The sequence below is a fragment of the Streptococcus oralis genome, assembly GCF_026782345.1.
Classification (GTDB): Bacteria; Bacillota; Bacilli; order Lactobacillales; family Streptococcaceae; genus Streptococcus; species Streptococcus oralis_CK.
Genome location: NZ_JAKUWI010000001.1, coordinates 1,007,290 through 1,030,046, shown reverse-complemented (window position 1 = coordinate 1,030,046; position 22,757 = coordinate 1,007,290). Strand labels below are relative to the sequence as shown.

Here is a 22,757-nt window from a genome sequence, read left to right as displayed (position 1 = left end):
ACACTAGATAGAAAGACTGTAGAAGGATAACTGACGTTCTCATCAGTATCCGAGAGAAATTTCACTTTATTTCACAGACTAACTAAAGGAGACATAATGGCAGACCGAGGCTTGCTAATCGTTTTTTCTGGTCCTTCAGGAGTTGGGAAAGGAACGGTTAGAAGAGAGATTTTTGAGAGTTCTGAGAATCAATTTCAATACTCTGTATCGATGACGACACGCGCGCAACGTCCTAGTGAAGTGGACGGAGTGGACTATTTCTTCCGTACTCGTGAAGAGTTTGAAGAGCTGATTCGTCAAGGTCAGATGTTGGAATATGCAGAATATGTCGGTAACTACTATGGAACTCCTCTGACCTATGTCAACGAAACCCTAGACAAGGGAATCGATGTCTTTCTTGAGATTGAAGTGCAGGGAGCTCTTCAGGTTAAGAAAAAGGTTCCAGATGCTGTCTTTATCTTCCTAACACCGCCAGATTTGGATGAATTGCAAGATCGTTTGGTAGGTCGTGGAACAGACAGTGCAGAAGTGATTGCCCAACGAATCGAAAAAGCCAAGGAAGAAATTGCCCTCATGCGTGAGTATGATTATGCCATTGTCAACGATCAGGTGCCCCTCGCTGCTGAACGTGTCAAGCGTGTGATCGAAGCAGAACACTTCCGTGTGGACCGTGTCATTGGTCACTACCAGGAGATGTTGCCAAAATCTCCAACTACTCGATAAACTATAGGAAATAGGTACAAGCAAATGATGTTAAAACCCTCTATTGATACCTTGCTAGACAAGGTACCATCAAAATATTCACTCGTAATCTTGGAAGCAAAACGCGCCCACGAACTAGAAGCCGGTGCGCCAGCAACTCAAGAGTTTAAGTCTGAAAAATCAACTCTTCGCGCTTTGGAAGAAATCGAGTCTGGAAATGTAACCATTCACCCAGATCCAGAAGGAAAACGTGAAGCGGTTCGTCTCCGTATCGAAGAAGAAAAACGCCGCAAAGAAGAAGAAGAAAAGAAAATCAAAGAGCAAATCGCTAAAGAAAAAGAAGATGGTGAAAAAATTTAAGGTTGGGGGGACTCAATCTTATTTTTTCTATTGCAAGAATTTACTGACAAGAAGGAGGTGAGAAGATGGCTATCGCAAAGATTATCGTAGATGTTCCCCTGATGCAGACGGACCAGCCCTATAGTTATAAGGTCCCAGAGGAATTTGTAGAGATGCTGGAAGTCGGTATGCGGGTCCATGTTCCTTTTGGCAAAGGCAATCGCTTGATCCAAGGAATTGTGCTTGGCTTGGAGTCCCAGTCGGATGAAGAAGCTGCCAATCAGGACTTGAAGGAGATTGCAGAGGTGCTGGATTTTTCCCCTGTTCTCACTCAAGAGCAACTCTGGCTGGCTGAGGAGTTACGCAAGTCTGTCTTTTCTTACAAAATCTCCATTCTAAAAGCCATGTTGCCTGGATTTTTAAGCTCCAGTTATGATAAGATTCTCTATCCTCTGGAAGGTCTGAGTCAGGCAGACCGAGAGCGTCTGTTTGGTTCAGAAGATTCGCTAGCCTTTTCTTCTCTAGACCTTGCCAAACAGGCAGAAATGATGCGCTTGACCAGAAAAGGGCTGCTCCGCTTAGAATACCAGGCAGTCGATCAAAAGAAGGTCAAGACCCAGTCTTGGTATGAGATTGATGCTACTCGACTAGAGCAGATTGAGATTTCTGCGCGTGCTAAGAAAAAGGCAGAGCTGAGAGACTATTTGCTGTCTCATTCTGAAAGTGCTCCTCTGGCTAGCTTGTTAGAGTCTTATTCGCGGGAGCAAGTCAACTTCTTTGTGGAACAAGGAGCTCTAACCCTAGTCCAAAAGGAAGTGCAACGCTCAGCTGCTTATTTCGAAGGCATTGAGGCCAGTCAGCCTTTGTCTCTGAACCCAGAGCAAAGACAAGCTCGCGATGCTGTTATCAGTGCGATTGGAAGTCAGCAATCTCCTTTCCTCCTTCAAGGGATTACAGGAAGTGGGAAGACCGAGGTTTACTTGCAGATCATCCAAGGAGCCTTGGACAAGGGCAAGACAGCCATTTTGCTGGTACCTGAGATTTCTCTGACACCACAAATGACGGAGCGTTTCATTGCTCGTTTTGGCGAGAAAGTGGCCATTCTTCACTCAGGCCTGTCCAATGGTGAAAAGTACGACGAATGGCGCAAGGTTGAGCGTGGAGATGCCCAAGTTGTTGTTGGCGCTCGATCAGCTATCTTTGCTCCTTTGAAAAATCTAGGTGTCATGATTATCGATGAAGAGCATGAAGCTAGCTACAAACAAGACAGCAATCCCCGTTATCATGCTAGAGAGGTCGCCATTTTACGGGCCCAGTACAATCAAGCAGCCTTGGTCCTTGGTTCAGCGACACCGAGCTTAGAAAGCCGTGCACGGGCTGGAAAAGGTGTCTATCAACACTTACGACTAACCAAACGAGCTAATCCTTTAGCCACGATTCCTGAGGTTCAAGTGATTGACTTTCGTGACTATATCGGGCAGAATGAGACATCAAACTTTACCCCTCCTTTGCTAGAAGCGATCCAAGACCGTCTGGATAAAAAAGAGCAGGTAGTCCTTATGCTCAATCGTCGGGGTTATTCTAGCTTTGTTATGTGTCGGGAGTGTGGGGCGGTGGATACTTGTCCCAACTGTGACATTTCTCTAACCTTGCACATGGATACCAAGACTATGAACTGCCATTACTGTGGCTTTTCTAAGGGAATTCCTCATGTATGTCCCAACTGTCAGAGCCGAAGTATTCGTTACTACGGGACAGGGACTCAGAAAGCATACGATGAGTTAGCAGAACTCTTTCCTCAGGCCCGCATTCTGCGGATGGATGTGGATACGACCCGTAAGAAAGGCAGTCACCAAGCTCTTCTTGACCAGTTTGGTCAAGGCGAAGCGGATATCTTGCTGGGAACTCAGATGATTGCCAAGGGCTTGGATTTTCCAAATGTGACCCTAGTCGGAGTGCTCAATGCGGATACGGCCTTGAATCTGCCTGATTTTCGTTCTTCCGAGAGAACCTTCCAACTCTTAACTCAGGTTGCTGGTCGTGCAGGTCGAGCGGAAAAAGCTGGGCAGGTCTTGATTCAGTCATACAATCCTGAGCACTATGCCATTCGTTTTGCAAAAGATCAGGATTACGAAGGTTTTTATGCCTATGAAATGAGTATTAGGCGCCAACTCGGCTATCCGCCTTATTATTTCACTATTGGGATTACCCTCTCTCACAAGAAAGAAGAAGAGGTTGTCAAACGTGCCTATGAAGTCATGGGAATTTTGCGCTCAGGTTTATCGGAAACTAGTAAAATCCTTGGACCAACGCCAAAACCCATTGCCCGTACTCACAACCTTTATCATTACCAGATTTTGATTAAATACCGTTTAGAAGATGAGCTGGGACAGACTCTCAATCGAGTTTTGGCCTTGACTCAAGAACGGGAAAATAGCGAGCTTCGTCTCAGCATTGATCACGAACCGCAACAATTTTTATAAGAAGGAGAAGAAATGACAAAACTAATCTTTATGGGGACACCTGACTTTTCAGCAACAGTTTTGAAGGGGTTGTTATCAGATGATCGTTACGAGATTCTAGCTGTTGTAACCCAGCCAGATCGCGCTGTCGGCCGTAAAAAAGTGATCCAAGAAACCCCAGTCAAGCAGGCTGCCAAAGAAGCAGGCCTTCCCATCTACCAACCTGAAAAATTATCTGGAAGCCCAGAGATGGAAGCCATTATGAAGCTAGGAGCAGATGGGATTATCACTGCTGCGTTTGGGCAGTTTCTCCCAAGTAAACTCCTTGATAGTATGGATTTTGCGGTCAACGTTCACGCTTCCCTTCTTCCAAAACACCGCGGTGGCGCCCCCATTCATTACGCCTTGATTCAAGGGGATGAGGAAGCCGGCGTGACCATTATGGAGATGGTTAAGGAAATGGATGCAGGGGATATGATTTCCCGTCGCAGTATTCCTATCACAGATGAGGACAATGTCGGCACCTTGTTTGAAAAATTGGCAATCGTTGGTCGTGACTTGCTTTTGGACACCCTTCCTGGCTATATTGCTGGGGAGATCAAACCTGTGCCTCAGGACCCAAGCCAGGTCACTTTCTCGCCAAATATTAAGCCAGAAGAAGAGAAACTCGATTGGACTAAAACCAATCGCCAACTCTTCAACCAAATCCGCGGCATGAATCCATGGCCTGTTGCCCACACTTTTCTCAAGGGTGATCGCTTTAAGATTTATGAAGCCCTGCCAGTAGAAGGTCAGGGAGCTCCAGGTGAGATCCTCTCTATTGGTAAAAAGGAATTAATCGTAGCAGCGGCTGAAGGAGCTCTATCTCTCAAGCAAGTGCAGCCAGCAGGTAAGCCTAAGATGGATATTTCTTCCTTCCTCAACGGTGTTGGACGCACATTGACAGTAGGAGAACGATTTGGTGACTAAAGTAGAAACGGCTAGAAGTCTAGCTCTAGCAGTGCTAGAGGATGTTTTAGTCAACCAAGCATATTCGAATATTGCCTTAAACAAACACCTCAAGGTGAGTCAACTCTCAGTAGCAGACAAGGGTTTGGTGACAGAGATTGTCTACGGTACGGTAGCCCGAAAACTGACTCTGGAATGGTATCTGTCCCACTTTATCCAAGACAGAGACAAGCTAGACAACTGGCTCTATATCCTGCTCCTTCTGAGCGCTTACCAACTTCGGTATCTGGATAAGATTCCTAATCACGCTGTAGTCAATGAAGCGGTAGAACTAGCCAAAGCGCGTAAAAAAGGCAGTGAAAAATTGGTCAACGCTGTCCTTCGTCGTATTTTGCGAGAAGGCTGGCCAGATGTTGACAGCATCAAACGCAAAAACAAGCGTGATTCCATTGCCTATTCTCTCCCAGTTTGGCTAGTGTCTAAGCTCAAGGAAGAATACGGTGAAGAGCGAGCACAAGCCATCTTTAAAAGTCTCTTGGTGCGCAGCAAAGCCAGTATTCGTGTAGCCGATTTGAGCCGAAAAGAGGAAATCAAAGCCGTGTTAGAGGCGACCGATTCCCCTTTGGCAGCCACTGGTCTGGTCAAGGAGCAAGGCCACTTTGCAGGTCATGATTTGTTCGCAGAAGGGGCTATAACCATCCAAGACGAATCCAGTCAATTAGTTGCTCCGACTCTTGATCTACAAGGTGATGAACAGGTCCTGGATGCCTGTGCCGCTCCGGGTGGGAAAACAGCCCATATGGCCTCTTACCTCACATCCGGTAAGGTGACGGCTTTGGATCTTTATGATCATAAGTTGGACTTGATCCAAGAAAATGCGGAGCGTTTAGGTGTGGCAGATCAAGTGCAAACGCAAAAATTGGATGCCAGAAAAGTGCATGAGTTTTTCGGTCGGGACTCTTTTGATAAGATTTTAGTAGATGCTCCCTGTTCTGGGATTGGACTTTTACGTCGCAAACCAGACATCAAATACAATAAAGAAACAGCAGATTTCACGTCCTTACAGGAAATTCAGTTGGAAATATTAGGTAGTGTTTGTCAAACACTACGTAAAGGTGGTATAATAACGTATAGTACCTGTACTATTGTCTCTGAGGAGAACTTTCAAGTCGTTGAGGCATTTTTAGAAAGTCATCCCGAGTTCGAGCAGGTTAAACTAGAACACGAATGCAAAGATATCCTGAAAGATGGCTGCATCCTGATTACTCCTGAATTGTATGGAAGTGATGGATTCTTTATTAGCCAATTTCGCAAGATATCAGAATAGGAAGGAACTGACACAATGGAAATAGCATTATTAACAGATGTTGGTCAGAAACGGACAAATAATCAGGACTATGTCAATCACTTTGTCAACCGAGCAGGACGCACCATGATCATCTTGGCTGACGGGATGGGAGGACACCGTGCAGGAAATATCGCTAGTGAGATGGCGGTCACAGACCTCGGTGTGGATTGGGTGGATACCCAAATTAACTCAGTCAATGAAGTTCGTGAGTGGTTTGCCCACTACCTGGAGATTGAAAATCAAAAAATTCATCAACTAGGTCAGGACGAAACCTACAGAGGCATGGGGACAACGCTAGAAGCTGTTGCGTTTATTGACAACCAAGCCATCTATGCTCACATTGGAGATTCTCGTATCGGTTTGATTCGTGGAGAAGAATACCACCAGTTGACGAGTGACCATTCCTTGGTCAATGAATTGCTCAAGGCTGGTCAATTGACTCCAGAAGAAGCAGAAACTCACCCTCAAAAGAATATCATCACACAGTCTATCGGACAAAAAGATGAAATCCAGCCTGATTTTGGGATGATTACACTGGAGTCAGGAGATTATCTCTTACTCAATAGTGACGGTTTGACCAATATGATTTCGGCAAGCGAGATTTATGATATCGTAACCAGCGATATTTCCCTAGCAGACAAGGCGGCCACCCTCATTCGTTTCGCTAACAATGCAGGAGGTTTAGACAACATTACGGTTGCCCTTGTTTACATGAACGAGGAGGCGGCAGAATGATCCAAATCGGCAAGATTTTTGCCGGGCGGTATCGGATTGTCAAGCAGATTGGTCGAGGAGGCATGGCAGATGTTTACTTGGCCAAGGATTTGATCCTAGATGGGGAAGAAGTGGCAGTTAAGGTCCTGAGGACCAACTACCAGACGGACCCGATTGCTGTGGCACGTTTCCAGCGGGAAGCGAGGGCTATGGCGGATCTGGACCATCCTCATATCGTTCGGATAACAGATATCGGTGAGGAAGATGGCCAACAGTACCTAGCTATGGAATACGTAGCAGGACTTGACCTCAAGCGTTATATCAAAGAACACTATCCTCTTTCAAATGAAGAGGCGGTTCGGATTATGGGACAGATTCTTTTGGCTATGCGTTTAGCCCATGCTAGAGGAATTGTTCACCGAGATTTGAAACCTCAAAATATCCTCTTGACGCCAGATGGAACTGCTAAAGTTACTGACTTTGGGATTGCAGTGGCCTTTGCAGAGACGAGTCTGACCCAGACCAACTCGATGCTGGGTTCGGTTCATTATTTGTCACCTGAGCAAGCGCGTGGTTCTAAAGCGACTTTCCAGAGCGATATCTATGCGATGGGGATTATCTTCTATGAGATGCTGACGGGACATATCCCTTATGATGGAGATAGCGCGGTTACGATTGCCCTCCAGCATTTCCAGAAGCCACTTCCGTCCGTCATTGCTGAAAACCCATCTGTCCCTCAGGCTTTGGAAAATGTTGTCATCAAGGCAACTGCTAAGAAATTGTCTGATCGCTATCAGTCTGTTTCGGAGATGTATGTAGATTTATCGAGTAGTTTGTCCTACAATCGCCGAAATGAACCCAAATTGGTCTTTGATGATGCCAGCAAGGCAGATACCAAGACCTTGCCTAAAGTTCCACAAAGTACACTGACGTCTATTCCTAAAGCGCCTGCGCAGGAAGAGCGCCCTCAGCCAAAGAAACCAACTCAACCAGTGGCAGAGCCGGCTCCAGCGCCAAAGCCAGCCAAGAAACGGAAGTTTAAGGCTCGCTATATGATTCTTTTGGCTAGTCTTCTATTGGTTGCAGCCTCTTTGGTCTGGATTTTGTCAAGAACACCAGCAACGATTGCTATTCCTAACGTGGCTGGACAAACCGTTGCAGAAGCCAAAGAAGCACTCAAAAAATCCAAGTTTGAAGCTGGCGAAGAGAAGTCGGAGGCTAGTGATACAGTAGCAGAAGGACGCGTTATTCGAACCGATCCTGAAGCAGGCAGCAGCCGAAAAGAAGGGACCAAGGTCAATTTGGTTGTTTCTTCAGGCAAGCAATCCTTCCAATTGAGCAATTACGTCGGACGCAAGTATACAGAAGTTGTAGCTGAGCTCAAGGAGAAGAAGGTTCCTGAAAATCTAATCAAGATGGAAGAGGAAGAATCCAGCGAAAGCAAACCTGGAACCATTCTCAGACAAAGTCCTGCGGCAGGTACGACTTATGATCTTTCAAAAGCCAGCACAATTACTTTAACGGTTGCTAAGAAAGTAACAAGCGTTTCTATGCCAAGTTATATTGGTTCAAGTCTCGAATTTACAAAGAATAATTTGACTCAGATTGTCGGTGTAAAAGAGGCCAATATTGAGGTTGTCGAGGTTTCGACTGCTCCTGAGGGGACAGCAGAAGGTACAGTTGTAGATCAAACACCAAAAGCGGGTGAAGAGGTTGACCTTGCTAGTACGCGTATCAAACTTTCCATCTACAAACCGAAAACACCACCATCAACTTCATCTTCTAGTTCTGCACAACGTGGGAACCAAGGTTCTTCTACAGCTCCAAACCAGGGGAACCAACAAGGAAACACTCCTTCAACTAGTCAATCAAATAGTGAAGGAACACGTGAAAGTTCTCGAGATTAAACGAATCTTTGTCATGATTTCATGACAAAGATTTTTTTTCATTGATTTTTGTGATAAAATATAGGAAGCAGAAAAGGAGGAGAAAATGGACGAATCAAGAGAGTTGAATGCCGTTATTGATGTCATTATGTTAGCTGGAACCATTCTCTTAAAAAGCGGTTCGGAGATTTATCGGGTTGAGGACACCATGATCCGTATCGCTCATTCACAGGGAATAGTGGATTGCAACGTTCTTGCCATGCCAGCAGCTATTTTCTTTTCTATTGAGAATACCAATATTTCTCGTATGAAACGGGTAACTTCTTCCTCCTACAACATCGAAAAAGTCTGCGATGTCAACCAAGTATCACGGGAGCTTGTCGGAGGGCAGATTGATCTCTCTACAGCCTTTGAAAGGCTGAAGAAAATCAGAAATCAAGCTCTTCCTTATACCAAGTTCCAAGTGACTATTGCAGCAACTCTCAGTGCCCCTTTTTTCTCAATTATGTTCGGGGGGAATACCTATGATGCTTTTGGTGCAGCCATTGCGACCTTACTTGGTTTTGCTTTCTCTCTCTATGTAGAGAAGTTTGTCCGCATTCCTTTTGTAACCGCCTTTGCAGGGGCCTTTGTTTTTGGCTTAATTGCCCAGTTCTGGGCCCGCTATACAGGATTTCCTTCGACGGCAGACTTGATCATAGCGGGAGCCGTCATGCCCTTTGTTCCGGGGATTGCTCTGACAAATGCAGTTCGGGATATCATGACCAACCATATCAACTCTGGTATGAGCAAGATGTTTGAATCCCTGCTCATTACCCTCGCTTTAGGGGCCGGTACCTCCGTCGCCCTAGTTTTGATGACATAAGATGACTCTAACAAGTATTTTACTCCAAGCAGTAGCGAGTTTACTCGCCATTATCACCTTTCTAATCGTACTGAATGTTCAACGCTCCATGCTCCTACCTGGTGGTGTTCTGGGAATGGGTGTCTGGCTCCTCTACCTCGTGCTCAAAGAACCAACCAATGTCATTGTTGCGACCTTTATCGCGGCGGTGGTAGGTTCTTGTATCAGCCAGATTTTAAGTATTGTCTATAAGACGCCAGCAGTTGTCTTTGTCTTGGCCATTCTTGCCCCCTTGGTGCCCGGTTATCTATCCTATCGAACGACAGCTTTCTTTGTGACAGGCGATTACAGTCATGCCCTTACCAGTGCAACACTAGTAGTTATGTTGGCTCTGGTCATTTCTATCGGGATGGCCAGTGGAACAGTGATTCTGAAGCTTTATTACTATATCCGAAAACAGCGAGGCATATCCTCCTAATGCTGTCAAAGCAAAGACTTGATTTGTTGAATCAGGTCTTTTTTCTCTCATTTGTTCCTATTTGTGATAAAATAGAATAGAACGATTTTTTACAATGAATGAAAAAACAGAGGTAAATATGACAATCGGTATTGATAAGATTGGTTTTGCAACCAGTCAATATGTCTTGAAATTACAAGACCTGGCAGAAGCAAGAGGAGTTGACCCCGAAAAATTTAGCAAGGGACTCTTGTTAAACGAAATTAGCATTGCACCATTGACTGAGGATGTTGTCACCTTAGCTGCCAGTGCAAGCAACTCTATCCTCACAGATAAAGAAAAAGAAGAAATCGATATGGTCATCGTGGCGACCGAGTCAGGAATTGACCAGAGTAAGGCAGCAGCGGTCTTTGTTCACGGTCTATTAGGTATCCAGCCGTTCGCTCGCAGTTTTGAAATCAAAGAAGCTTGTTACGGAGCAACAGCTGCCCTCCATTATGCCAAGTTGCATGTGGAAAATTCTCCAAAGTCCAAGGTCTTGGTCATCGCTAGCGATATTGCCAAGTATGGTGTAGCGGCTCCAGGTGAACCAACTCAGGGAGCTGGGAGTGTGGCGATGTTGATTACGCAAAATCCGCGTACCATGGTCTTTAACAATGATAATGTTGCCCAAACGCGTGATATTATGGATTTCTGGCGTCCGAACTATTCAACTACTCCTTATGTAAACGGCTTGTACTCAACTCAGCAATATCTTGACAGTCTTACGACGACTTGGGATGAATACAAGAAACGCTATGATTGGACTATGAATGATTTTGCGGCTATCTGCTTCCACTTGCCTTATCCCAAATTAGCCCTAAAAGGCTTGCGCAAGATGATGGATAAGACTTTGTCTCAGGAAAAAAAGGATAGTCTGCAAGAAAATTTTGATAAATCCATTCTCTACAGTCAGATGATTGGGAATATCTACACAGGTTCCCTTTTCCTTGGGCTTCTCTCCCTTTTGGAAAATGCAGAAAATTTGAAGGCTGGAGATAAAATTGTCCTCTACAGTTATGGAAGTGGAGCGGTTTCAGAGTTCTTTAGTGGGGAACTGGTTGAAGGCTACGAGGCCTACCTTGATAAGGATCGCTTGAGCAAACTCCAGCAACGTACAGCATTGTCTGTTGCAGACTATGAAAAAGTCTTCTTCGAAGAGGTGCAGTTGGATGAATCTGGTTCAGCCCAATTTGCAGGTTATGAACATCAAGACTATGCCTTGGTTGAAATTCTCGACCACCAACGCCGTTATAGCAAGGTTGAAAAATAATGAAGTTAAGTTGGAATGGATTTTCTAAAAAATCATACCATGAGCGCCTTGAGTCACTGAAAGCTCAGGCGCTCCTTAGTCCTGAAAAGCAAACCAGTCTGGAGCAGGATGAACAAGTCAGCTTGACAGTTGCAGACCAGCTGAGTGAGAATGTGGTGGGAACTTTTTCTCTGCCTTATTCCGTCATTCCAGAGCTTGTGGTAAATGGTCAGGACTACACAGTTCCCTATGTGACAGAAGAACCCTCAGTGGTTGCCGCAGCTAGCTATGCTAGTAAAATCATCAAGCGAGCAGGTGGCTTTACTGCTCAAGTACATGAGCGCCAGATGATCGGTCAGGTAGCCCTTTATCAAGTTGCTAATCCTGAACAAGCGCAAGAGAAGATTGCCAGCAAGAAGGCGGAGCTCTTGGAACTTGCCAATCAAGCCTATCCTTCTATCGTCAAACGTGGTGGCGGGGCGCGTGATTTGCATGTAGAGCAGATCAAGGGTGAAACAGACTTTCTCGTTGTTTATCTCCATGTCGATACTCAGGAAGCCATGGGAGCCAATATGCTCAACACCATGCTGGAAGCCTTGAAACCAGTCTTAGAAGAACTCAGTCAGGGACAGAGTCTTATGGGAATTTTGTCCAACTACGCGACCGATTCTCTGGTGACTGCAAGCTGTCGTATCGCCTTTCGCTACTTGAGTCCCCAAAGGGACCAAGGACGAGAAATTGCGGAGAAAATAGCTTTGGCTAGCCAGTTTGCGCAGGCTGATCCCTACCGAGCAGCTACTCACAATAAAGGGATTTTTAATGGTATTGATGCCATTTTGATTGCCACTGGTAATGACTGGCGTGCTATCGAAGCTGGGGCCCATGCCTTTGCAAGTCGGGACGGACACTATCAAGGTCTCAGTCAATGGACGCTGGACATGGAAAGAGAAGAATTGGTCGGTGAGATGACCCTACCCATGCCGGTAGCGACCAAGGGTGGCTCAATCGGTCTCAACCCACGTGTAGCCCTCAGTCATGAACTACTGGGAAATCCTTCTGCCAAAGAATTGGCTCAGATTATCGTGTCCATCGGTCTTGCCCAAAACTTTGCGGCCCTCAAAGCCTTGGTAAGTACGGGCATCCAGCAAGGCCACATGAAATTGCAGGCCAAATCCCTAGCTCTCCTAGCAGGTGCTAGTGAGTCCGAAGTTGCTCCCCTCGTTGAGCGCCTCATCGCAGATAAAACCTTTAACTTAGAGACAGCCCAGCGTTATCTCGAAAACTTAAGATCATAAAAAACTCAGACAAATCAGTCTGAGTTTTCTTGTGCTTATAGTCAATGAAAATCAAAAAGAAAACTAGGAAGCTAGCTGCAGGCTGCTCAAAGCACTGCTTTGAGGTTGTAGATAAGACTGACGAAGTCAGTTACATATATCTACGGTAAGGCGACGCTGACGCGGTTTGAAGAGATTTGCGAAGAGTATTAAATACTTTTTCCTGGTAATAGGGTGACTGGTAAGAAATAACCAGTTGTCGCGACTTCCTTACCTTCAATCTTCTGCAAGAGGAGATCAACAGTGAGGTGGGCAATCTCTTTCATAGGTTGCTTAATCGTTGTCAAATGAGGATAGTAGTTCTCGATAAAGTAGGTCCCATCATAGCCGATGACCTTGAGCTCTTCAGGAACAGAAATTCCCAGCTCCTGAGCGATTTTGATCACCAGAATAGCTGTCAAATCATCCGAAGCAAAAATCGCATCTGGTTTCTGATGGGTCAAGATATTCTTGATTTCCATTTCTTTTCTGACGGGAGAAAAGTCACTCGAAACATTGATAATAGGAGCTTTTGGGAGAACAGAGGCAAAGCCAGCATGGCGTAGTCCAGTTGGTGAATTAGAGTTGTCATTCCCTGTAATCATAATGATAGACTGGGCGCCTGTCTTGACCAGAGTTTGGGCTGCGAGGACCCCGCCGCCGTAGTTATCAGAGGAAACGACAGGGATATCAGGTGATAGATTTCGGTCAAAGGAAATGATCGGTGCCGTCACACGATTGTAGTCTTCAATTCCCAAGTTGTGACTTCCAGAAATGATACCGTCTACCTGATTGGCTTCCAGCATTTCAATGTACTCCCGTTCTTTTTCAGAGTCATGCTCGCTGTTACAGATGATGGTCTTGTAGCCATTTTTGAAGAGTTGGTGTTCCAACTTGTCAATCAACTCCGCATAAAAGACATGACTGATGTTTGGAAAAATGAGTCCAATCAACTTGGTAGATTTTCCTTGGAGACTTCGAGCCAGATTGTTGGGCTTGTAGCCTAGCTCTCGCATGGCTTCATTAACCTTTTGAATGGTTTTCTCAGATAGATAACCCTTTTTATTGATGACCCGTGAGACGGTAGTGGGGCTGACGCCTGCAAGTTTTGCGACATCAGTTAGTTTTGCGACCATAATCTAATTCATAGTAAGTTCCGGTTGGATTTCCAGACTTGATGAGGATCCCATTTTGGTCTGCATGCGGAAAGACGCGACCAGAAAATACTCTTTCTCCTTTATTGATGAAAATTTCAAAGACAGAATTGTCGATGAAGATGTTAGCAGTAGTAGTTTGATTGTCGATTGGGCAAGAACGAGTGCTTCCAAATTCTTGGGCATACTGTTCTCCAGCCTGGCTACGATCCACTGTCACTTGACCATTGGCAAGGTCAAAGTTGATTGAAAGCCCCTTGTCTTCTTTATCAGCAAGTAAGACAATCTCGCTCTGACTATTGGCTTCTAAGTTTAGTTCGATTTCGTAGGTGTTATTGGTTTGAGTACGATTCGAGAAGACTTCTTCAGAAGCACGGAGGTCCTTGATAGCTGCGACTGGATATTGGTAGAGTTTGCCGTCTTTGATAGTGAGTTCCTTAACCAGTGAGAGGGCACCTTGATAATCAAATCGATCAGATGGGTAGGCTACATCTGGTAAACCAAGCCAACTTACTGCTAGTGCACGTCCGTCAGGAGCGTTGAAGGCTTGAGTTGCATAGACTTCGAAACCATAGTCTAGATTATGAAGTTGAGACACATCTACCATTTTAGCATTTTCAGGATCAAAGGAAGCCCCGATTTTGTACATATTTGGAAAGATATTATCGTAGTCTAGAACTTTTTTATCCAATCCTTGTGGACAGTAGAGAAGGACAGGTTGCTCCCCTACAAAGACCAGATTTGGGCATTCCATCATGTAGGCAGTGCGATCGTTAGCGAAGTCAAGGTCGCCAACTACTTGCCAGTTTGTGTAGTCGTTGTCAACAGCCTTGTAGAGACGGACGAAGCCTTTTTTCTCCAAATCCTGTCCACCGACAATAGCATAGTATTGACCTTTGAAGTTAAAAATTTGCGGGTCGCGGAAGTGGTCAGTAGAGTCAGATGGTTGGTCAATCAAGATCTTGTCAATTTTCGTAATCTTACCATCTTTATCCATCAAAGCACCAATCTGGTAAGGGTGACGAATCCAGTTTTCATCACGGACATTTCCTGTATAAAATAGGAACAAGTTATCGCCAAATTGCATGGCAGAACCAGAGTAGGCACCGTGGCTATCTAATGGAGTATCAGGCAAAACTTTGACTCCAGTTTCTCTAAAGTGAACCAAATCATCACTTTCTAGCTGTGCCCAAGATTTCAAACCGTGTGCTGCACCAAAAGGAAAATTCTGGTAAAAGAGGATCCACTTCCCATCAAAGTAAGAAAAGCCATTTGGATCATTGAGAAGTCCTGTTTTTGGCTCAACATGGTAACGAGTATGCCAAGGAGATTGTGCCATCTTTTCCTTTATATGTTGAATTTCTTCTTGCGTCCAATCTTCATAGGGTCTATAACGACGCTCAGTTGTCCATTCCATTTTATCTTTCCTCCATAAGTTCTATTATTAATAGTAAACGTTTTCGGCAAAAAAAGCAAGTCTTTTATGTTAAAAAAAAGAAAAAATGTCAAACGATTGCCAGAAATCAAACAAAGGGAATCTGGTGAATTTTCACGAAAAAATGAAAGAAAATGTAAATAAAAGCCTTTATTCCTCAAATATAAAGATATTTTTTTGAGGAAAAAGAGAATTTCCTCAAAAACGAGCGAAAATAATCAGGAATAAAAGAAAGGAAATAAAAATCCTGCAAAACGCTTGACATATTTTAGAAACGTGATAAAATAATAGTCGTAGGGCGAATAAAATCGCTTTCAAATAAGAACAAAATTTTATAAGGAGATTTTTGCTATGGATTATAGTAAAGTTGCTGCCGAGGTCATTGAGGCTGTCGGCAAAGAGAATCTTGTAGCTGCAGCACATTGTGCGACTCGCCTTCGTCTGGTGTTAAAAGATGAAACGAAAGTGAACCAAGCAGCTTTAGATAACAATGCTGATGTTAAAGGTACATTTAGCACAAACGGACAATACCAAATTATTATTGGTCCCGGAGACGTTAACTTTGTATATGCAGAAATCATCAAAAAAACAGGTTTGAAAGAAGCTTCCACAGATGATTTAAAAGAGATTGTGAATAGAGACAAAAAATTTAATCCATTGATGGATTTGATTAAGCTTTTGTCAGATATCTTCGTTCCAATCATTCCTGCATTGGTTGCGGGTGGTCTTTTGATGGCATTACGTAACTTCTTGACATCACCAGACTTATTTGGACCTCAATCGATTGAAGATATGTACCCTGCTATCAAAGGGATTTCAGCGATGATTCAATTGATGTCTGCTGCTCCATTTATGTTCTTACCTGTTTTAGTAGGGATTTCAGCGGCTAAACGCTTTGGGGCAAACCAATTTCTTGGTGCGGCTATCGGTATGATTATGACCACACCAGATTTGGGTGGTAAAGAAGCTTTTTGGGATATTTTAGGTTACCATGTTACACAAACAAACTATGCTTATCAAGTAATCCCAGTCCTTGTAGCTGTCTGGTTGTTGGCAACTTTAGAAAAATTCTTCCACAAGAAATTGCCTTCTGCGGTTGACTTCACCTTTACTCCGCTTTTATCAGTTATGATTACAGGATTCCTAACTTTTACAGTTATTGGTCCTGTGATGTTGGTGGTTTCTGATGCGATTACTAATGTTATTGTATGGCTATACAATACTACAGGTGCATTTGGTATGGGGCTCTTTGGTGGAACATACTCATTGATTGTTATGACGGGGCTTCACCAATCATTCCCTGCTATTGAAACTCAGTTATTATCGGCATACAATAATAACGGTACTGGATTTGGTGACTACATCTTTGTTGTTGCTTCAATGGCAAACGTGGCGCAAGGTGCAGCCACTCTCGCAATCTACTTCTTGACTAAAAATGCTAAAACTAAAGGATTGTCAAGTTCTGCGGCTGTCTCTGCTTTCCTTGGGATTACTGAACCTGCCCTATTTGGGGTGAACTTGAAATATAAATTCCCATTCTTCTGTGCTCTTGCTGGTTCAGCAGTTGGTGCCTTTGTGGCAGGTTTGACTCATGTCATTGCAGTTTCTTTGGGAGCGGCTGGATTTATCGGATTCCTATCTATTAAAGCAGGTTCAATCCCTATGTATGTAGTTGCAGAAGTGATTTCATTTGTTGCAGCCTTTGCTTTAACTTATTTCTATGGTAAAACAAAAGCGGCAGGTGTCTTTGCTGATGAGGCTGCAGCAGCAACTGCAGAAACAGTTACTGAAACTACAGTAGAAGCACCAGTAGTGGAAGAGTTTGATACTCTTCAAAATGAAACAATCCAAACTCCTATCGTTGGTGACGTAGTTGCTCTTGAGAATGTCAATGACCCAGTATTTTCAAGTGGTGCAATGGGACAAGGAATTGCTGTAAAACCAAGCCAAGGCGTGGTTTACGCACCAGCTGATGCCGAAGTATCGATCGCCTTTGCTACAGGACATGCTTACGGTTTGAAGACAGCAAATGGAGCTGAAATCTTGATCCACATTGGTATCGATACTGTATCTATGAATGGTGAAGGTTTTGAAGCAAAAGTTGCTCAAGGAGACAAGGTCAAAGCAGGTGACGTTCTTGGAACCTTTGACTCAAACAAAATCGCTGCCGCAGGTCTTGACGACACAACAATGGTTATCGTAACCAACACAGCAGACTACGCTTCTGTGACACCAGTCGCAAGCGGTTCAGTTGTTAAGGGTGATGCCGTTATTGAAGTGAAAATCTAATCAATCCTCTCTAAAGTGAAAACGAACAAATGATATGTTTGTTCGTTTTTATTAGATAGTAAGATTTACAGAGGAAAAACTAAAATATAGAGAAAAGTAACTTTTTGAAGTATGCTATAATAAAGAAAATAAAAACAAGAGGTTTATCATGACAAAATTATACGGAAGCTTAGAAGCAGGCGGTACAAAGTTTGTCTGTGCTGTCGGTGATGAAAACTTTAACGTTGTAGAAAAAACACAATTTCCAACAACAACTCCAATCGAAACAATCGATAAAACCATCGAGTTCTTCTCAAAATTCGATAACCTTGCTGGTCTTGCAGTTGGTTCATTTGGTCCGATTGATATTGATAAAAACTCAAAAACTTATGGCTTTATCACAACGACTCCAAAACCTCACTGGGCAAATGTGGACTTGCTTGGTGCCCTTCGTCGTGCCCTCAACGTGCCAATGTACTTCACCACAGACGTAAACAGCTCTGCTTATGGTGAAGTGGTTGCCCGTAACAATGCTGGGGGCCGTATCGAAAACTTGGTCTACTACACTATCGGTACAGGAATCGGTGCAGGTGTCATCCAACGTGGTGAGTTTATCGGTGGTGTAGGTCACCCTGAAATGGGTCACTACTATGTAGCCAAACACCCAATGGATATTGAAAAAGAATTCAACGGTGTTTGTCCATTCCACAAGGGATGTTTGGAAGGCTTTGCGGCTGGTCCAAGTCTCGAAGCCCGTACAGGTGTTCGTGGTGAAAATATTGAGCTCAACAACTCTGTCTGGGACGTCCAAGCATACTATATCGCTCAGGCTGCGGTCAATGCTACTGTGACGTTCCGTCCAGATGTGATCGTCTTTGGTGGTGGGGTTATGGCCCAACAACACATGCTGGACCGTGTACGTGAGAAATTCACAGCTCTCCTCAACGGCTACCTACCAGTACCAGACGTGCGTGACTATATCGTGACACCAGCAGTTGCTGGAAATGGTTCCGCTACACTTGGAAACTTTGTTCTTGCTAAGAGTGTCGCAAAATAAAACAAACAGAAAATCCGCTTGGGCAACCAAACGGATTTTTCTATCTCAAAACATCTGCCAGAAGAAATCAATAATATAGGTCAAACCATAAGTGTAAACCACTAGGGTAAAGGGCTTGGTCAAAATGATAATAATCATATAGCGCTTGAAGGTCATCTTGGTGAGGGCAGCCAGCATACACAGAAAGTCAGCTGGGCTAACTGGCCAAATCATCATAAAGATAAAGAAACGATCGAAGCGATTGCCCTTATCTAGCCAACCGATGTATTTGTCATAGGTGCGCTTGCTGACGACGGACTGGACAAAGGCGGCTCCGTAGAGGCGCACGAGGTAAAAGATAATGGCACAGCCAATCACGATGCCGATATAGTTATAGATGGTTCCGATGATGTGGCCGTAAATAAAGACCCCAGCCACTGAGGTCAAAGCTCCCGGAATGATCGGAACAACGGTTTGTAGAATCTGTAAAAAGATAAAGAGTGGTGGCCCCCAAATTCCAGCTTGCTGGATAAAGGCTGATAGGGTTTCCTTGGACTGTAACACTCCTGCCTGATAGGCCCAAATACAGAAAATCAAGGTGCCGACTCCCCCGACGATAGATGAGATATTGATGACTTGCTGTAGAAGGGGAGAAACAGCTTTCATTTGCTTATCCTGTGACATGTAAACTCCTCATAGATAGTATGATTCTACTATACCATATTTTTCTTATAAAGACTAATTTGATTCCTTATCTTGCTTTTTATATAAGTGTGGTACAATTAAAGAAGTAAGTCAAGAGATATAACGGTGAAAGAAATGTTAGATTTAAATTTTAAAGGAAGCTGGCGCCAATACCAAAAACAGGTCTTGGATCGTTTTCAAGACTATCAAGCAGATGAGCATGTTCACCTAGTGGCGGCACCAGGGTCCGGCAAGACCACCATTGGTATCGAGCTAATCGCTCGTTTTGGCAATCCAGCCCTTGTCTTGGTTCCAACTGTCACCATTCGTGAACAATGGGTGGACAGGATTCAAACAGCCTTTTTAGAGAACGAACAGAAGATTTCAGACCTCGTTTCCCAAAACTTAAAGGAGATGAAGGCATTAACAATTGTGACCTATCAGGCTTTTCATAGTGCCATGAACCAACTGCAATCACAAGAAGATGGTGAAGCAGAGGATTTCGTGGGGTTTGATTTGCTTGCAAATCTAAGAACTCAGAAAGTGGCGACTCTTTGCTTGGATGAATGCCACCATCTGCGCAATGAATGGTGGAAAAGTCTGGAAGCCTTTCGCAAGCAGTATGAACAGCTGCAAGTCATCTCCCTGACAGCCACACCACCATATGACAGCGAGCCAGAACTCTGGGAACGCTATATCCGTATGTGTGGGGAAATCGACCAAGAAATAACAGTACCCGAATTAGTCAAGGAAGACACTCTTTGCCCTCATCAGGATTTTGTCTATATGTGTTCACCAACAACTGAAGAGTCGGAACGTCTCAAACGGTTTGAGGAGACTAAGTGGGACTATATTCATCACCTTATAGTCGATTCTGATTTTCAAACATTTGTAGCAGGGTCTAAGGTCCTCAAAGGGGATATTTCATCTGATTTGCTCTTAGAAGATCCCAAGTATTTGTCTGCTATGTTGATTTATATGCATTCTCAGGGGTTAACGATTCCTCCCTCTTTGCAAAATTTACTGGGAACCCAGAAGCTTCCAGCATTGACCTCCTACTGGCTGGAGACGCTGTTGCAGAGCATACTCTATCAGACACCAGATTGGTATGAGGATCCAGATGGATATAGGAAAAAGTTAGAATCGGAGTTAAAAGCACGGGGGTTGATCGAACAGCGACAGGTTTCTCTAGTCAAGTCCAAGTCTAGGGACAAGATTTTAAATCAGTCTTTGGGGAAATTGTCTGGTATTGCAGATATTTTTCTGACTGAGTATAAGAGTATGGGACAAGATTTGCGACAACTCGTCTTGGCGGATTATATTCGCAAGGATTTTGCCACCTATCTGGGAGATAATCAGGCAACCATTTCTCAGTTGGGAGTTCTTCCTTATTTTGAAAGCATTCATCGGAAAGCTCAGGAGCATGAGATACCTGTATCTTTGGCTGTCTTGTCAGGGAGTGTCGTTATTTTGCCTACCGATGTGGTAGCAGAGTTGAAGGAACTCTTGCCTCAGGTTCCTCTTAGTTTCTCATCTATTGGTCACTTGGATCCAAAAGATTATGTGCAGGTTGGTTTTCCTAGCTCAGCTAAGGGAATCGTAGCGGCAGTGACGGAGCTTTTTCAACGAGGGCAGATTCAAGTCCTAGTCGGAACCAAATCTCTCCTCGGAGAGGGTTGGGATGCTCCTTGTGTTAATTCCCTAATCCTCGGAAGCTTTGTGGGGAGCTTTATGCTAAGTAACCAGATGCGTGGCCGTGCCATTCGTATCTGGCCGGGACATCCAGAAAAGACCAGTAACATCTGGCATCTGGTAGCCGTTCAAGCGCAAGCACTTATCACTCTTCCTGGTGAGGAGCCTAGACCAGAGAGCAATCAGGATCTGCAGACCTTGTCGCGACGGATGGAGCATTTTCTTGGCTTGGCCTATAATCAGGAGAGTATTGAGACCGGTTTGGATCGTTTGGATTTTCCAAAGCCCCCCTTTAGGAAAAAGCAAATCAGCGAGTATAATGAGCGAGTTAAGAGTCTCTCCAAGGATCGAGCAGGCTTGCGCAAAAAATGGCAAGATGCTCTCGTAGTGGCAGATCGATTTGAGATTGTCACTGAAGTCGCTGCTCAACAACAGAAGATTCCAATCATGCTCCAGTTTGATGCATTAAAATGGGTTCGCATGTCTTTGTTGCTCCTAGCAGTGGATTTATTGCTCTTGTTGTTTAGATTGAGACTGATTAGAGTTTGGTGGCTTACGGCAGCCTGTCTCCTCTTTCTAGTTTTTGCTACATCACGCTATCTCCTCTATAAAAGCCCCTATAGGCGTATGCAATTCCTTGGTGAGCAGATCCGAAAGGCTCTGCTAGATTCGGGGCATCTAATGGACGATCAATCCCGTGTTCAGGTAGAGGAGGACAAGGACAACTATATGGTTTTTGCCTATCTCAAGGGAGGAAGCATGAGGGACAAGGAGCTGTTTGCGCAGACTGTGGGAGAGTTCTTTGCTCCAGTGGATAACCAGCGCTATCTCTTGAAGGCAGAGAAAGTCCGACAAGGTCAGTCACCTTACTATGTCGTGCCAAGTCTTTTTGACAAGCGCAAGGAAGAAGCACAGAAATTCCTCGACTTTCTGAGGCCAACTATCGGACGTTATCACCTCGTCTATACACGAACAGAGGCCGGGCGGAAAATCCTTCTCGAAGCTCGTATCAAAGCTCTCTCCAATAAAAATGACCGTACCTTGACTAAGAAGAAGGTTAAAAGCCGATTGGAGTAGGGTAGGTAGCTATTCGAAGTTTCGAAGATATGAATCCCCTAAAGTTTAGATGTATTCTAAAGCAAGAAAAGTTAAAATCTAAAAATAGTAAGAGTCTCTATCTGACAGACGGATACGTTTCCAGTCAGATAGGGATTTTTTGTTTTGGAAATAAAAGATTTGCCCTGAGAAGTACATTTTAGATAGAAATATTGACAGTTCAGAGGAAGGGAGACAAATCTTTTAAAGTAACTGTTAGAATGGATTTATAAATTTAAGGGAAAACTCCTTTTTGAAATAATAAAAAAAGAAAGGTTATCATCATGACAAAAACATTCACTATTCGTCCACTAAGCTATACCAACTTTACCAATCGTGAGTTTGAAAGTCTCATGGTAGACACGGGTCAACTGCTAGAAGTTTTTGCCAAGGCACATAAGGACGAGCCTATGTATAGTAAGCACCTTGACTCCTTCAAGAGCAAGCTAGCAGACTTCCAAGGGCAACTCGCTATCGTAGAAAAGAAAGAGGTGACGAACCTGACCGAAGTCGACCGCAATCGTGACAGTGCCCTAGTTGGTCTCTTTACCCTTCATCGAGGATTTGCTAAGATCAAGGAGACCAAACTCAAAGAAGCCCATGAGACCTTGAAACCTGTCTTTGCCAAGTACAAGGACATCACCAAGCATAGCAATGATGTGGAAACGGCAGAAATCAAGAGTCTGCTCAAAACCCTCAGTGAAGAACCTTATCACACGGCAGTGACCAGTCTAGGACTGACACCTATGCTACAAGCGGTGATTAGTGCGCAGGAGGAATATGATAAGGTGGAAAGTCAGGCGCGTGCGCATAAGTCTGCTAAGGAAGTCGGCAAGACCAGACAAGTCCGTACCGAACTAACCAGCATCTACGACCTCTTTATGCGCTATACCGCAGCCAGCGCAGAAGCCTATCCAGAAAAAGAGCACCTGACCAAACTCCTCAAGGATCTAAACACAATCCGAGATAGCAAACGCCGATTGACTGGTTCAAGTAAGAAGGATAAAAAAGTAAAAGTAGAAGAAACAGAACAAGTAGCTGGATAAAAATAAACGTCTTTAGATATATTATTATCTAAAGGCGTTTTTT

18 protein-coding genes are annotated in these 22,757 nt (G+C 44.2%); 15 read left to right on the top strand and 3 right to left on the bottom strand.

Features of this window, described 5'->3' with window-relative positions:
• Positions 1–96: 96 nt before the first annotated feature.
• The 11 genes from gmk to MK405_RS05025 all read left to right on the top strand — a co-directional run bounded on the left by gmk (position 97) and on the right by MK405_RS05025 (position 12,286).
• Complete coding sequence (gene gmk / locus MK405_RS05075; protein WP_125398958.1) at positions 97–723, top strand: guanylate kinase; 627 nt, start codon at positions 97–99, stop codon at positions 721–723.
• 24 nt (positions 724–747) lie between these two features.
• Complete coding sequence (gene rpoZ / locus MK405_RS05070) at positions 748–1,062, top strand: DNA-directed RNA polymerase subunit omega (RefSeq protein ID WP_002874282.1); 315 nt, start codon at positions 748–750, stop codon at positions 1,060–1,062.
• Between the two features lie 65 nt (positions 1,063–1,127).
• Complete coding sequence (locus tag MK405_RS05065) at positions 1,128–3,524, top strand: primosomal protein N' (RefSeq protein ID WP_268704482.1); 2,397 nt, start codon at positions 1,128–1,130, stop codon at positions 3,522–3,524.
• A 12-nt stretch (positions 3,525–3,536) separates the two neighbouring features.
• The gene (gene fmt / locus MK405_RS05060) at positions 3,537–4,472 is read left to right on the top strand and encodes a methionyl-tRNA formyltransferase (RefSeq protein WP_268704481.1); all 936 of its coding nucleotides are present in this window, start codon (positions 3,537–3,539) and stop codon (positions 4,470–4,472) included.
• A complete protein-coding gene (gene rsmB, locus MK405_RS05055; RefSeq protein ID WP_268704480.1) occupies positions 4,465–5,778 on the top strand; it encodes a 16S rRNA (cytosine(967)-C(5))-methyltransferase RsmB in 1,314 nt (437 codons plus the stop codon). The genes fmt and rsmB overlap by 8 nt, the downstream gene beginning before the upstream one ends.
• Before the next feature lie 15 nt (positions 5,779–5,793).
• Complete coding sequence (locus tag MK405_RS05050; RefSeq protein ID WP_061588402.1) at positions 5,794–6,534, top strand: Stp1/IreP family PP2C-type Ser/Thr phosphatase; 741 nt, start codon at positions 5,794–5,796, stop codon at positions 6,532–6,534.
• A complete protein-coding gene (gene pknB / locus MK405_RS05045; RefSeq protein ID WP_268704479.1) occupies positions 6,531–8,420 on the top strand; it encodes a Stk1 family PASTA domain-containing Ser/Thr kinase in 1,890 nt (629 codons plus the stop codon). The genes MK405_RS05050 and pknB overlap by 4 nt, the downstream gene beginning before the upstream one ends.
• An 85-nt stretch (positions 8,421–8,505) precedes the next feature.
• A complete protein-coding gene (locus tag MK405_RS05040) occupies positions 8,506–9,264 on the top strand; it encodes a threonine/serine exporter family protein (protein WP_084853606.1) in 759 nt (252 codons plus the stop codon).
• 1 nt (position 9,265) lies between these two features.
• Positions 9,266–9,721, top strand: coding sequence for a threonine/serine exporter family protein (locus MK405_RS05035; RefSeq protein ID WP_000176910.1), 456 nt, complete (start codon positions 9,266–9,268; stop codon positions 9,719–9,721).
• A 118-nt stretch (positions 9,722–9,839) separates the two neighbouring features.
• Positions 9,840–11,012, top strand: a complete 1,173-nt coding sequence (locus MK405_RS05030) for a hydroxymethylglutaryl-CoA synthase (RefSeq protein ID WP_162281906.1) — start codon at positions 9,840–9,842, stop codon at positions 11,010–11,012.
• Positions 11,012–12,286, top strand: coding sequence for a hydroxymethylglutaryl-CoA reductase, degradative (locus MK405_RS05025; RefSeq protein ID WP_268704478.1), 1,275 nt, complete (start codon positions 11,012–11,014; stop codon positions 12,284–12,286). Before MK405_RS05030 ends, MK405_RS05025 begins: the two co-directional genes overlap by 1 nt.
• 188 nt (positions 12,287–12,474) lie before the next feature.
• On the opposite strand, the gene MK405_RS05020 is transcribed toward MK405_RS05025, so the two are convergent.
• Both MK405_RS05020 and MK405_RS05015 read right to left on the bottom strand, forming a co-directional pair.
• Positions 12,475–13,440 carry a LacI family DNA-binding transcriptional regulator gene (locus MK405_RS05020; protein ID WP_268704477.1) on the bottom strand — a complete coding sequence of 322 codons (966 nt, stop codon included), beginning with the start codon at positions 13,438–13,440 and terminating at the stop codon, positions 12,475–12,477.
• Complete coding sequence (locus MK405_RS05015; RefSeq protein ID WP_268704476.1) at positions 13,421–14,875, bottom strand: sucrose-6-phosphate hydrolase; 1,455 nt, start codon at positions 14,873–14,875, stop codon at positions 13,421–13,423. Before MK405_RS05015 ends, MK405_RS05020 begins: the two co-directional genes overlap by 20 nt.
• A gap of 369 nt (positions 14,876–15,244) precedes the next feature.
• On the opposite strand from MK405_RS05015, the gene MK405_RS05010 reads away from it, so the two are divergent.
• Entirely contained in the window at positions 15,245–17,182 is a 1,938-nt protein-coding gene (locus MK405_RS05010; RefSeq protein WP_268704475.1) for a sucrose-specific PTS transporter subunit IIBC, read from the top strand.
• A gap of 148 nt (positions 17,183–17,330) precedes the next feature.
• On the top strand, positions 17,331–18,218 hold the full coding sequence (gene scrK / locus MK405_RS05005; protein WP_195594559.1) for a fructokinase ScrK: 888 nt from the start codon (positions 17,331–17,333) through the stop codon (positions 18,216–18,218).
• Between the two features lie 45 nt (positions 18,219–18,263).
• Here scrK and MK405_RS05000 read toward each other — a convergent pair whose 3' ends face one another.
• Complete coding sequence (locus MK405_RS05000; protein WP_000076172.1) at positions 18,264–18,881, bottom strand: TVP38/TMEM64 family protein; 618 nt, start codon at positions 18,879–18,881, stop codon at positions 18,264–18,266.
• Positions 18,882–19,016: 135 nt separating this feature from the next.
• Between MK405_RS05000 and MK405_RS04995 the strand changes: the two genes are divergently transcribed.
• Both MK405_RS04995 and MK405_RS04990 read left to right on the top strand, forming a co-directional pair.
• Positions 19,017–21,650 (top strand): DEAD/DEAH box helicase family protein, encoded by a 2,634-nt coding sequence (locus MK405_RS04995; RefSeq protein WP_268704474.1) that lies wholly within the window; start codon positions 19,017–19,019, stop codon positions 21,648–21,650.
• A gap of 302 nt (positions 21,651–21,952) precedes the next feature.
• On the top strand, positions 21,953–22,714 hold the full coding sequence (locus MK405_RS04990; protein ID WP_268704473.1) for a DUF6261 family protein: 762 nt from the start codon (positions 21,953–21,955) through the stop codon (positions 22,712–22,714).
• The last annotated feature ends 43 nt before the right edge of the window (positions 22,715–22,757 follow it).